This is a genomic window from Halomonas sp. H33-56, from assembly GCF_040147035.1.
Lineage (GTDB): Bacteria > Pseudomonadota > Gammaproteobacteria > Pseudomonadales > Halomonadaceae > Halomonas > Halomonas litopenaei.
In genome coordinates this window covers 899,508-911,781 of the sequence record NZ_JAMSHP010000001.1, presented here as the reverse complement: position 1 = coordinate 911,781, position 12,274 = coordinate 899,508, and the positions used below count along the sequence as shown (strand labels likewise).

Annotated in this window: 13 protein-coding genes; 7 read left to right on the top strand and 6 right to left on the bottom strand. The window is 66.1% G+C overall.

Annotated elements, in window-relative coordinates:
• Positions 1-2 precede the first annotated feature (2 nt).
• The 3 genes from glk to NFH98_RS04160 are packed head-to-tail and all read left to right on the top strand — an operon-like array spanning position 3 to position 2,893.
• Complete coding sequence (gene glk, locus NFH98_RS04170; RefSeq protein WP_045991023.1) at positions 3-971, top strand: glucokinase; 969 nt, start codon at positions 3-5, stop codon at positions 969-971.
• Positions 968-1,918 carry a D-hexose-6-phosphate mutarotase gene (locus NFH98_RS04165; RefSeq protein WP_349622268.1) on the top strand — a complete coding sequence of 317 codons (951 nt, stop codon included), beginning with the start codon at positions 968-970 and terminating at the stop codon, positions 1,916-1,918. Before glk ends, NFH98_RS04165 begins: the two co-directional genes overlap by 4 nt.
• An 18-nt stretch (positions 1,919-1,936) precedes the next feature.
• Complete coding sequence (locus NFH98_RS04160) at positions 1,937-2,893, top strand: carbohydrate kinase family protein (protein ID WP_349622267.1); 957 nt, start codon at positions 1,937-1,939, stop codon at positions 2,891-2,893.
• Between the two features lie 51 nt (positions 2,894-2,944).
• On the opposite strand, the gene NFH98_RS04155 is transcribed toward NFH98_RS04160, so the two are convergent.
• The 5 genes from NFH98_RS04155 to zwf form a co-directional block, all read right to left on the bottom strand.
• Entirely contained in the window at positions 2,945-3,367 is a 423-nt protein-coding gene (locus NFH98_RS04155; RefSeq protein ID WP_349622266.1) for a hypothetical protein, read from the bottom strand.
• Positions 3,368-3,402: 35 nt separating this feature from the next.
• Positions 3,403-4,083 carry a Rossmann-fold NAD(P)-binding domain-containing protein gene (locus tag NFH98_RS04150; RefSeq protein ID WP_349622265.1) on the bottom strand — a complete coding sequence of 227 codons (681 nt, stop codon included), beginning with the start codon at positions 4,081-4,083 and terminating at the stop codon, positions 3,403-3,405.
• A gap of 196 nt (positions 4,084-4,279) precedes the next feature.
• Positions 4,280-4,942: a bifunctional 4-hydroxy-2-oxoglutarate aldolase/2-dehydro-3-deoxy-phosphogluconate aldolase gene (locus tag NFH98_RS04145; protein WP_045991018.1), complete on the bottom strand. Its 663-nt coding sequence runs from the start codon at positions 4,940-4,942 to the stop codon at positions 4,280-4,282.
• Positions 4,943-4,960: 18 nt separating this feature from the next.
• On the bottom strand, positions 4,961-5,644 hold the full coding sequence (pgl, locus tag NFH98_RS04140) for a 6-phosphogluconolactonase (RefSeq protein WP_349622264.1): 684 nt from the start codon (positions 5,642-5,644) through the stop codon (positions 4,961-4,963).
• Position 5,645: 1 nt separating this feature from the next.
• Complete coding sequence (gene zwf / locus NFH98_RS04135) at positions 5,646-7,145, bottom strand: glucose-6-phosphate dehydrogenase (RefSeq protein ID WP_045991016.1); 1,500 nt, start codon at positions 7,143-7,145, stop codon at positions 5,646-5,648.
• 331 nt (positions 7,146-7,476) lie between these two features.
• On the opposite strand from zwf, the gene NFH98_RS04130 reads away from it, so the two are divergent.
• From NFH98_RS04130 to NFH98_RS04115, 4 genes are all read left to right on the top strand, one after another.
• Positions 7,477-8,334: a MurR/RpiR family transcriptional regulator gene (locus NFH98_RS04130; protein ID WP_045991062.1), complete on the top strand. Its 858-nt coding sequence runs from the start codon at positions 7,477-7,479 to the stop codon at positions 8,332-8,334.
• A 115-nt stretch (positions 8,335-8,449) separates the two neighbouring features.
• Entirely contained in the window at positions 8,450-9,328 is an 879-nt protein-coding gene (locus NFH98_RS04125) for a putative selenate ABC transporter substrate-binding protein (RefSeq protein WP_181248571.1), read from the top strand.
• On the top strand, positions 9,328-10,161 hold the full coding sequence (locus NFH98_RS04120) for an ATP-binding cassette domain-containing protein (protein ID WP_349622263.1): 834 nt from the start codon (positions 9,328-9,330) through the stop codon (positions 10,159-10,161). Before NFH98_RS04125 ends, NFH98_RS04120 begins: the two co-directional genes overlap by 1 nt.
• On the top strand, positions 10,158-11,666 hold the full coding sequence (locus NFH98_RS04115) for an ABC transporter permease subunit (protein ID WP_124802696.1): 1,509 nt from the start codon (positions 10,158-10,160) through the stop codon (positions 11,664-11,666). Before NFH98_RS04120 ends, NFH98_RS04115 begins: the two co-directional genes overlap by 4 nt.
• Positions 11,667-11,849: 183 nt before the next feature.
• On the opposite strand, the gene NFH98_RS04110 is transcribed toward NFH98_RS04115, so the two are convergent.
• Positions 11,850-12,212, bottom strand: coding sequence for a RidA family protein (locus tag NFH98_RS04110; RefSeq protein WP_045991015.1), 363 nt, complete (start codon positions 12,210-12,212; stop codon positions 11,850-11,852).
• Between the last annotated feature and the right edge of the window lie 62 nt (positions 12,213-12,274).

Here is a 12,274-nt window from a genome sequence, read left to right as displayed (position 1 = left end):
CCATGACACGCCAAGCGCTGATCGGGGACATCGGTGGCACCAACGCACGCTTCGCGCTGGTGTCGCCGGGCAAGACTGCCCCCCACGACATCCTGACCCTGCCCTGTGCCGACTATCCCGGCGTGGTGGAGGCTGCCCGTGACTACCTCGAGCGGGTGGGCGCCAGCGGCGAGAAGGCCCCGCGGGAGGCGTGCCTGGCGTTCGCCTGTCCGGTGCACGCTGAACGGGTCAGCATGTCCAACAATCACTGGAGCTTCCTGAAGGGCGAGGTCAAGCGTGACCTTGCCCTGGATGACTTCAAGGTCATCAACGACTTCATGGCTCAGGCGCTCGGCGTCCCCCACGTCGATTCGCATGATCTGGTCAGCATCCAGACCGGCGAGGCCGAAGGGCATGCCGCTCGACTGGTCATCGGACCGGGCACCGGCCTCGGCATGGCTGGCGTCTTCCCGGCACGGCGCGCCTGGGTGCCACTGCCCAACGAGGGTGGCCATGCCAGCTTCGCGCCCACCGACGAACAGGAACTCGAGATCTATCGACGCTTCCACCGTCGCTATGGCCGGGTCAGTGTGGAACGCATCCTGTGCGGTCAGGGCCTGCTCGACCTTTACCGAGTACTGGCCGAGATCGATGGTCTGGAGGCCAGCGCCAGCACGCCGGCTCAAGTCACCGAGGCCGCCAACCGCGGCGACCCGCTGGGGCGTGATACCATTCTGCGCTTTCTCAAGATCCTCGGCGACGTGGCGGGCGACGCTGCGCTGACCCTGGGTGCGAGAGGCGGCGTCTACCTGTGTGGTGGCATCGTGCCACGGCTGATCGACTGGCTGCCTCACAGTGGGTTTCTCAGCGCCTTCTGCAACAAGGGAAGGATGCGCCCTTACAACGAAGCCATCTCCATCCAGGTGGTCACGGCCCCGTGGACGGGGCTGCTGGGCGCCGCCGAGGCGCTCCACAACGAGGAGGTCGAATGATTCCGGCAACGCTCAAGACACGTATCGACGAGGTAGAGGGCCAGGGGCACATCCACTGGGCCGGCCGCGACATCTGGGTGGCCAACGAGAGCTGGGGCCAGCTGGCGATCTCGTTGCAGGGCGCCCAGGTGCTTCACTATCTACCCGCGTCCGACGCCGCGCAAGCCGCAGGCGCTTCTCCCGCCAAAGCCACCGTCGATAGCGGTGCGGATGATCCTCTGGTGCCCGCTGGCTGGCTGTGGGTGACCCCCACGCCCCAGGACGTGCCGGGTGCGATTCGTGGCGGCATTCCCCTGTGCTGGCCGTGGTTCGCCGACGAGAACACCGCCGACGAGTCCCCCGACCGCTCCGGCCCGATGCACGGCCCGGCGCGCAAGGCCGACTGGCAACTGGACGCGGTGGACGAGCACGAAGACGGCGTCGAGGTGCACCTGTCACTGCCACAGCGCCTGCACAGCCAGTTGCATCCCCGTGCGGTGGTCCAGGCCAACGCCCAGCGTCTGCACGTGGAGCTGATCACCGAGCACCTGGGCGAGACGCCGGTGAAGATGACCGCCGCCCTGCACAGCTATCTGGCGGTGGATCAGGTCTTCGCCTGCCGCGTCGAAGGCCTCGTTGGGGCCCGCTACCTGGACAAGCTCAAGGGCTTCGCCGAGAGCGAGCAGGTGGGTGAGCTCGGGGTCCGTGAAGGCGTCGATCGTATCTATCATTCCAACGCCGAGGTGGTGCTCGATGACGGCCAGCGCCGCCTGCGAGTGGCTCGCCAGAACAGCGACTCGGTGGTGGTGTGGAATCCCGGCGAGACACCCAACCCGGACACCCCGCTGGACGCCGCCCGCCGTTTTCTGTGCGTCGAGTCCGCCAACACCCGCCTCGATCCGGTGTGGCTGGTACCCGGCGCCCAGCATATGCTCGGCACCACCCTGTCGCTGGCCGACAACCACTGATCGACGAGGAATCCCGCCATGACCCCCGTGATCGCCTTTGGTGAAGCCCTGGTCGACATGCTCTCCAGTCGTCTCGGTGATGCCGCCGAGGGACCAGAGACCTTCACCCCCTACGCCGGTGGCGCGCCGGCCAACGTGGCCGTGGCCTGTGCGCGTCTGGGACTGACCAGTCGCTTTCTCGGCATGCTGGGCGACGACCACTTCGGCGACTTCCTGGCCCGTGAGCTCGAGCACCACGGCGTCGACGTCTCCGGCGTATCACGCACCCGCGAGGCCCGCACCGCCCTGGCCTTCGTCTCCCGCGACGCAGACGGCGAGCGCACCTTCGACTTCTATCGTCCTCCCGCCGCCGACCTGTTGTATCGCACCGAGCATCTGCCCCATGGAGTGTTCAGCGAGCCCGCCATCGTCCACCTGTGCAGCAACAGCCTTACGGACGATGCCATCGCCGCCACCTCCCTGGCGATCACCGAGATGGCCTCCCGGGCAGGCTGTCTGGTCAGCGTCGATGCCAACCTGCGTCACAACCTCTGGCCCGAGCACAGCATCGACGTCGGCCTGGTCACCCGCCTGCTCGACCAGGCCGACCTGATCAAGCTGTCCACCGATGAACTCGACGCCCTGCGGGGTGATCACCCACGTGACGACTGGCTGGCCGAACGCCTGGCCGCCGGTGCTCGCCTGATCGTGATCACCGATGGTCCCGGTGCGGTCGCCGCCCACACCACCCAGGGCGTCAAGCGCATGACACCGCCGCCGGTCCAGGCGGTCGATACCACCGCCGGTGGCGATGCCTTTATCGGCGGTCTGCTGGCGGCTCTGGCCGACCACGACTGGCAGCGCCCCAACTGGCAGCACGACGAGGCCTTCCTCGAACGCGCCCTGACCCTGGCCTGTCGCTGCGGCGCCCACGCGGTGACGCGCCCCGGCGCCTACGCGGCCCTGCCGCGCCGCGAAGACGTGATCGACAGCTGACATCTCGACAACCTCGGGTGACCCGAAAGTCCCCCGCCGCCATGCCAGGGCCTATCGCCTCCCCACCCTGGCATGGCGCCAGCGATTGACCAGCCTGTGGACGATCAGCGGCAGAAAGATGGCAGCCACCGCGCAGCCCTGGAACCAGGCCAGACGATAAGGGTGCGCCCATGCGCCCGAGTATCCAGTCAGGATCCCCGTGCAGGTCAGCACGATGGCCGCGGTGATCGTTGCCGCCAACCACTCGAGCCTGACCCAGCGCCGCGACCAGCGGTACACCACGACTCCTTCGACTAGCGACAGCAACCCAACCCCCCACGATTGGTAGCCCAGGGTCATCCCCCAGGACACACCACCCCGGTACTCCCTGCCCAGGTAATCGGCGATCTCATGACCGACGCTGTACCCCACCACCAGAAGCAGAAAGCGCAGTCCTGGTAGTCCAAGCACGCGGTAAAGCAATCCTAGGTTCATTGACGGCCTATTCCATCACTGCGTTGAGGCTTGGGTCAGGCCAGGTCCCTGGCCTGCACCAGATGCCTTCCGGCTGGCGCGCTGATGGCGCCCTGCACCAGCGCCTCGGCGATGCGGGCCACCGGACTGGGTCGCCACTGGCGCGGCAGCAGCGGACGCAGACCGCGAGAAAGCGCGAGCCCCAGGCGCTCGGCGTGGCGCACCTCGGCTCGCTCACCGTCGATCAGGCCCGGCCTGACCAAGGTCAGGCTGGGGTAGTCGAGGTCGAGCAACTCGGCTTCCAGTTCGCCCTTGACCCGGGAGTAGAAGAAGCGCGAGCCACGATCGGCGCCCAGTGCCGAGTTCAAGGCAAAGCGTTCGGCACCGGCGGCTCTGGCGCGGCGCGCAAACCACAGCGGCAACTCGAGATCCACACGTCGAAAGGCCTCTCGCGAGCCGGCGGCCTTGAGGGTGGTGCCCAGTGCGCAGATCACGCCATCCGCCTTCCACCACTCGTCATTCCCCTCCAGCGCCTGTGCATCACCTCGTCCAGTCTTGTCCGGTCGCAGTGACTCCAGATCGGCGAAATCGACGACCGGGGCGGCTAGCCTTGGGTGCTCCAGCGTCAGCGGTCGGCGTACCGGTGCCCGCACCTCGGTGACGTCGGGATGGGCCAATGCCTGGCGCAGCACCTCGCTACCCACCAACCCCGTCGCGCCCAGTATCAACAGTTTCATAGGTTTTCTCCGCTCGCTCAGGCAACCATCATCCCATGGCGGCGGACAAAAAAAATCCGGCCAGAGGCCGGATCAAGGACAGCACCAGCTGTCGAGAGAGCACATGGATAGGCATGACGCCCTTCCGGTGCAGAGAGCTCAGGAATCATGACGAAGCGGCCAGCGCCGCTTCGTCATCGAGCATTCGGTGATGGCTTCAGTGATGGAAACGATCCGCGGCTTCCTTGGCCAGGGCGCGGATGGCGTCCCAGTCACCGGCGTCGACCAGCGACTTCGGGGTCAGCCAGGAGCCGCCCACGCACATGACGTTAGGCAGCGCCAGGTACTCGGAGGCGTTGCCCAGGTTGATGCCGCCGGTGGGGCAGAAGCGAGCTTCGCCAATGGGGCCGGCGAAGGCCTTGAGCGCCTTGACGCCACCGCTGGCTTCGGCCGGGAAGAACTTGAAGCGACGATAGCCGTACTGCCAGCCGGTCATCAGCTCGGAGATGGTGGCCACCCCCGGCAACATCGGCACCGGGCTCTCGACGCCGTAACGGTAAAGCGCCTCGGTGGCGCCCGGGGTCACCACGAAGTCGGCACCGGCCTGCTCGACCTGACGATACTGGGCAGGTGTCAGCACGGTACCGGCGGCGATGCTGGCCTGGGGCAGCTCCTTCTTCAGCCGGGCGATGGCCTCGATCGCGCAGTCGGTGCGCAGGGTCACCTCGAGCACGCTGAGACCACCTTCGACCAGGGCGCGGCCCATGGGCACGGCGTCCTCGATGCGATCGATGACGATCACCGGGATCACCTCGGCCTTCAGGCAGATGCTGTCGAGCTCGGTGGTGCGGGTAGACGGAAGCTGTTTTTCAATGGTCATGAGCGTGGCTCCAGGAAATCAGGGCGCCCAGTAGACGGCCAGCGGGCAGCTAAGAAAGGCACGAATGGGCAGTTCACGTACGTTGTCACCGGCCATGGCGCTTCCCAGCACGGCGCGCTTGTCGTCACCGGTCAGGTGCAGGTAATGGCGGCGGGCATGGTGCAGGCGCTCGGCGCTCAGGGTAATGCGCGCCTGGGGCTGGCTCGGTGTGCGCACCGCCACCACATGGGCATCGGTGCTCAGTGCCAGGTCCAGTTCGCGACTGTCAGGAAAAAGTGAGGCGGTATGGCCATCGCCGCCCATCCCCAGGATGACTACCGATGCCGGCCAGGACAGGCCCGTCAGTCGCTGGGCGACCTCGTCGGTGCCTTCCTCGGGGGTATCGTGTTCGGTGGTGAGCGGGACAAAGGTGGCCGCCTCGGCCCGGTTGATCAGCAGGTGCTTCCTGACCAGCCGGGCGTTGGAATCGTCGGCCTCGGCGGCGACCCAGCGCTCGTCGGCCAGGGTCACGTCGACCCGATCCCAGGGCAGTGTTTCCCGGGACAGTGCCTCGAAGAACGGCACCGGGGTGGAGCCGCCGGACACGATCAGCAGGGCGCGATCCTGGGACGACAGATCCTCGCGCAGCGCCGTGGCCACAGTCTGCGCCAACTGGTGCGCCAGTTGCTCTCGGGGAGACGGAGAAAGTTGCTCGCTGCTCATGTCAGTAGTCCTCGTACCAGCTGCGTCCGTCCTGGGTGATCATGGCGATGGAGGCCACCGGTCCCCAGGAGCCTGCCGGATAGCGGCGCGGCGGCTCGTCACGATCCTGCCAGGTAGCGATCAGCTCGTCGCACCAGTGCCAGGCATGCTCGACCTCGTCACGCCGAACGAACAGGTACTGCTGGCCCTTCATGACTTCGAGCAGCAGACGCTCGTAGGCGTCGGGGATACGTGCCTTGGGGAAGGCGCTGTTGAAGTCCAGGTGCAGCGGGCCACGGCGCAGGCGCATGCCCTTGTCGAGACCACTGTCCTTGGTCAGCACCTCGAGACGGATACCTTCCTCCGGCTGCAGCCGGATGATCAACTTGTTGGCGGCCAGCGCCCGCTGGTCCGGGTCGAAGATATAGTGCGGCTGCTGACGGAAGTGGATCACGATCTGTGACAGCTTCTCGGGCATGCGCTTGCCGGTACGCAGGTAGAAGGGCACGCCGGCCCAGCGCCAGTTGGACACCTCGGTCTTCATCGCCACGAAGGTCTCGGTATGGCTGCGGGTATTGGCGCCTTCTTCCTCGAGATAGCCGGGTACACTGGTGCCGTCGCTGGTGCCGGCGGTGTACTGTCCGCGCACCACGTCACGTCCGATCATGTCGTCGGTGAATGGCTTGAGCGCCTTGAGCACCTTGACCTTCTCGTCGCGGATGGCGTCGGCGTCGAGGTTGGCCGGCGGGTCCATGGCGATCAGGCAGACCAGCTGCAGCAGGTGGTTCTGGACCATGTCCCTGAGCTGGCCAGCCTCGTCGAAGTAGCCCCAGCGGCCCTCGATGCCGACCTTCTCGGCCACCGTGATCTCCACGTGGGAAATATGGTTCTGGTTCCACTGGGTTCCGAACAGCGGATTGGCAAAGCGCAGCGCGATCAGGTTCTGCACCGTCTCCTTGCCCAGGTAGTGGTCGATACGATAGACCCGCGACTCGGGGAACACCGCCCCCACCGCATCGTTGACCTCCCGCGACGACTCCAGGTCGTAGCCGATCGGCTTCTCCACCACCACGCGGCTTTGCTCGTCCAGGCTGCCACTGGCCTCGAGGTGGCGGCAGATATCGCCATACAGGCTCGCCCCCACCGCCAGATAGACCACCAACGGGCGCTGCTGACCGCCCTGCTCACGCCACTCGGCGATGGCGCCATAGCCTTCCACCGTGGTGAAGTCCACCGACAGGAAGGACAGGCGATCGAGGAAACGGGCGACCACCTTGTCATCGAGCTCGCTCGACTTGACGTATTCCTTCAAGGAGCCATGGATGCGCTCGCGGAAGGCCTCCTGGTCGATGTCCTGACGCGCCAGGCCAAGAAGCCGGGTATCGTCATGCAAGAGTCCCTCGCGGTCCAGCTGGTAGAGCGCCGGGAACAGCTTGCGGCGAGACAGGTCGCCCAGGGCGCCGAACAACGCCAGATCGATGTCGGTACGCTCGGCGTCACCGGATCGGGTGTGTCGTGTCATAACCGTCCTCGTTTGGTGGTAGACCCCTGGATATCGCAGAAGGCTATCGAGCGAGATGTGTCCTGCTTACCGTCAGGGTATCTAAGTTTACAAAAAAATGGTCAACTTTCGACGGCCAGATTGAAAAATATTTTGTAAACTTACACAAAATATCCCGCTGGCGCGCTTATACGTTGGATGTAGATCGGTGGAGCGCTAGGATAGCCGCCAATACGTAGTTAAATCACCACATCCCCAGAGAGAATTGTCTCGGGTACCCCAATAAATGCGCCGCTGCCCGCGCACCACCGCGCAGTTGCCCGCGCCTTTCGTCACGGAGCCGACCTCGACCATGGTTCGCCACGACCTTATCGAACGCATTCGCACCCGCCTCGACGAGCTCAACCGCTCCGAGCGCAAGGTCGCCGACGTCATTCTGGCCGACCCCGCCGCCGCAACCGGCATGAGTATCGCCAGTTTGGCTCAAGCTGCCTCGGTCAGCGAACCTACCGTCAATCGCTTCTGCCGAAATTTCGAGGCCAAGGGCTATCCCGACTTCAAGATCCAGCTGGCCCAGAGCCTGGCCGGCGGCACCCCCTATGTCAGCCAGGCGGTGGAACCCGATGACGGTGCCGAGGCCTACAGCGGCAAAATCTTCGGCGCCACCATTGCGGCGCTGGACCTCGCCAGTCGGGAGGTCGCTCCCGAGCGCATCGAGCGCATGGTCGACTACCTGATCCAGGCCAAGCAGATCCACTTCTTCGGCCTCGGTGCCTCCGGCGCGGTGGCCCAGGACGCCCAGCACAAGTTCTTTCGCTTCAACCTGCCGGTCAGCGCCTACATCGACGTACTGATGCAACGCATGGTCGCCTCGGCCTGCCACACCGGCGACGTGGTGGTGGTGCTGTCCTATACCGGGCGCACCCGGGAACTGGTCGACATCGCCGCCCTGGCCCGTGAAAACGGTGCCGTGGTGCTCGGTATCACCGCGCCGGACTCACCTTTGTCGCGCCAGTGCACCGAAACCCTTGCGGTCAGCGCGCCCGAAGACACCGACCACTACATGCCGATGACCTCACGCATGGTACAGCTTGCGCTGATCGACGTGCTGGCCACCGGCGTCACCCTGCGTCGCGGCGAGGACTTCCTGCACCACCTCAAGAAGATCAAGGACAGCCTGCGCAGCACAAGGTACAGCGTCGACGAGTGACAACAACGTCAGGCCCGCTCCTCGGCTTGCCTCCTTAGCGTATTGGCACAACAATAGCGGCCTGTCTTGCGTCCCTGTCCGCACGCCGCCATCCACATCATTGCCAGGAAGCCTCATGCGATCACTGCCATCCCTGACCTCCGTTCTGACCGTCTTGAGCCTGGGGCTGTTCAGCCTGCCGACGCTGGCCGACCAGACCGAGACCTTCCGCTTCACCGCCATCCCCGACGAGGACGAATCGCGTCTGGTGGAGCGCTTCTCGCGGGTGGCCGACTATCTGTCCGAGACGCTCGAGGTCGAGGTCGAGTACGTGCCGGTGAAGTCCTACGGTGCGGCGGTCACCGCCTTCCGCAACGACCAGGTTCAGCTGGCCTGGTTTGGCGGTCTGTCCGGTGTCCAGGCCCGTCGCCTGGTGCCCGGTTCCCAGGCGCTGGCCCAGGGCGTCGAGGATGCGGCCTTCGAGAGCTATTTCATCGCCCACTCCAGCACCGGACTCGAGGCCGCCGACCAGCTGCCCGAAGAGATCGAGGGCAAGACCTTCACCTTTGGCGCCAAGACCTCCACTTCCGGTCGCCTGATGCCGGAGCACTACCTGCGCGAGCGCTTCGACGCCGCGCCGGAAGAGCTGTTCTCACGGGTCGGCTTCTCCGGTGATCACTCACGCACCATCGCCCTGGTCGAGGCCGGCACCTACGAGCTGGGCGCGGTCAATTTCAAGGTGTGGGACGCGGCGCTGGAAAATGGCGATGTCGACACCGACAAGGTCAGCGTGATCTGGTCTACCCCGAGCTACCCGGACTACCAGTGGACCCTGCGCGGCGACGCCGATGAAGCCTTCGGCGAAGGCTTTACCGACAGGGTTCGCCAGGCACTGCTCGAGATGGAAGATCCCGAACTGCTGGAGAGCTTCCCGCGTTCCGGCTTCATTCCCGCCGACAACAGCATGTACGCCCCCATCGAGACGGTCGCCGAGAGCCTCGGCCTGCTGCGCTGATGGACGATGGCCAACGTCAGGTCACCGGCGGCCGGGACAACGGCCACGGTGACTTCCCGACACTGATCCTCGACGGGGTCGACCTGGGCTACGCCGACCATACGGTGCTGCATGACGTCCACCTTCGCCTTGCGCCCGGCGAGCGCGTCGCCCTGCTCGGGGAAAGCGGCGTCGGCAAGTCCACCCTGCTGGCGGAGCTGCGCCGCCGTCTTGGCCGCCACGCCGCCTGGTGTCCCCAGTACCACGGCCTGGTGCCTCAGCTATCGGTCTACCATAACGTCTACATGGGCAGGCTGGAGCGCCACTCGGCGCTGGTCAACCTGTGGAACCTGGTCAGGCCGCTGCGCCAGGCCTGGGAAGATGTCGCAAGTCTGTGCGCTGAACTAGGGCTCGAAGGCGCCATCAGGCGCCCGGTAGGTCGGCTGTCGGGTGGCCAGCGCCAGCGGGTCGCCATTGCCCGTGCGCTCTATCAGCGCCGCCAGGTATTTCTCGGTGACGAGCCGGTCGCCAGCGTCGACCCCCACCAGGCCATGGCGCTGCTCGATCGAATCGATACCCAGCACGCTACCACGGTGATGGCGCTGCACCAGCGCGAGCTGGCGCTGAGCCACTTCGATCGCGTCTGGGGGCTGGCCGACGGTCGCGTGGTGCTCGACGCGCCCAGCCAAGATCTAAGCCTCGATGATCTCGACGCGCTCTACCCAAGTGCGTCACGCACGGTCTCCTCTCCCGCTGCTCCCAGCCCTGCTCGCGACGACAACAGCGATTCGCCGGCCGAGGCCAGCGCTCGCCACGCCTTGCACCAGGCCGGCGAGGAGCAGGCACGACCGTGAGCGCCGCGCAAGCGACACGCCCAGGCCTGTTGGCCGGCGACGGTATCGGTGCCCGCCTGGCACGCCACAGCCTGTGGCTGGTGGTGCTGGCTGCCCTGGCGATTCCGCTGGCCGACCTCGAAGTATTGAGCCGCGATCCCTGGGGCGAACTCGGACGCATGGCAATGGGCCTGGCGCTGCCTGACTTCGGCGCCATCGAGACGCCCCTGCAGGCCATCGGCCTGACCATCGCGGTGGCCTTCTGGGGCACCCTGGCCGGCGTGGTGCTGGGCCTGCCCCTGGCGCTGGTCTACGCCCGCTCACGCCTGGTGCGCGCGGCCAGTGCCGCGGTGCGGGCGGTACATGAGCTGTTCTGGGCGCTGCTGTTCCTGCAGGTGTTCGGGTTGTCCGCGCTGACCGCCCTGGCGGCCCTGGCGATTCCCTACGCCGGCATCTTCGCCAAGGTCTACGCCGAGATCCTCGAGCAGACGCCCCAGGCGCCCCAGGCGGCGCTGCCCGAGGGTACCGGGCGCCTGGCCCGGCTGGCCTATACCGAGCTGCCCCAGGCCTTCGCCCAACTGGCCGCCTACACCCGCTACCGCTTCGAATGCGCGCTCAGAAGCAGCGTGCTGCTGGGCTTTGTCGGTCTGCCGACGCTGGGCTACCAGCTCGAGAGCGCCTTTCGCGAGGGTCGCTACTTCGAGGCCGGTGCCCTGCTGTGGGCCTTTTACCTGCTGATCGCCACCCTGCCCTGGTGGGCCCATCGGCGCCTGCTGCTGCCGCTGGGACTGGCCAGCGTGTGGTTGCTGGGTCCCTGGCCCGAGATCGACCCAGGCCTGTTATGGCGCTTCGTCAGCGTAGACATCTGGCCCCGCGCCCTGCTCCAGGGCGACATCGGCGGTGTGCTCCGCTGGCTGGCCGAACTGCCCGACCTCGTCGGCGCGGTGGCCAATACCCTGCTGCTGGGGCTGCTCGGCACCGTCGGCGCCCTGCTGCTCGCCCTGGTGCTGTGGCCCCTGGCCTCGCGCCACTTCGGCAATCGCGTCAGCCAGGGCATCGGCCAGGGTCTGCTGATCTTTCTGCGCTCGACCCCGGAGCTGATGCTGGCCTTCGTCTTCCTGTTGCTGCTGGGGCCATCGCTGCTGCCGGCCTGGCTGGCCCTGGCGCTGCATAACGGCGCCCTGATCGCCTTTCTGGTATGTCGCCACGCTCAGGCCATCGAGCCCGGCATGCCGGGACTCCCGGCCTCGGGGCGGCTGGCCTACGAGCTGTTGCCACGGCTGTACCCGGGCATGCTGGCGCTGGTCTATTACCGCGCCGAGGTGATCCTGCGTGAAAGCGCCCTGCTCGGCATGCTTGGGGTCGCCACCCTCGGCGACAATATCGATGACGCCTTCCAGACCTTGATGTTCGACGTGGCCTTCGCCCTGCTGGTGATCACCGCCCTGCTCAATATCGCCGTCGACGCCCTGGCCCGCCGTCTGAGGCCTTGTGAGCCACCTATGGAAGACCCCTGCCTGCGCTGAAGGGCAGATCCCTGCCTGCGCTGAAGACAAGACGTCTTCAAGGGCGGCACAGGCGTTTTATCCGGCGCACCCTGACGCCAGGACCAATGCCTCAAAACCGACACAAACGACAACGCCGGCCACGGGGCCGGCGTTGTCGTTCGAGCGGACGGCTATGTCAACGGCTAGGTCACTGGGGCTCTGTTACAGGCCCTTGACGGCGGCGGTGACGGTGATCTCGACCTTCAGTTCCTTGGCCGGCATCGGCGCGCACACGCAGGTACGGGCGGGGGCGTGGCCTTCCGGCACCCAGGCGTCCCATACCGCGTTCATGGCGGCAAAGTCCTCGCCGTTCTGCAGGTAGATGGTGGCGCTCAGCAGATGCTCGCGGTCGCTGCCCACTTCGGCCAGCAGCTCATCGACACGCTCCAGCATGCTGGTGGTCTGGGCGGTGATATCCCCCTGACGGGCGTCCGGTCCGGCGACCTGACCACACAGGTAGGCAACACCGTGGTGGATGACGGCGCGGCTCATGCGGGTCTTGGTGTCGTGACGCTGAATGCTCATCGCTCTCTCCAAAAAAGTCGGTATTTCTAAAAAACCTCGAAAAGACAGCCGATTCGACCACC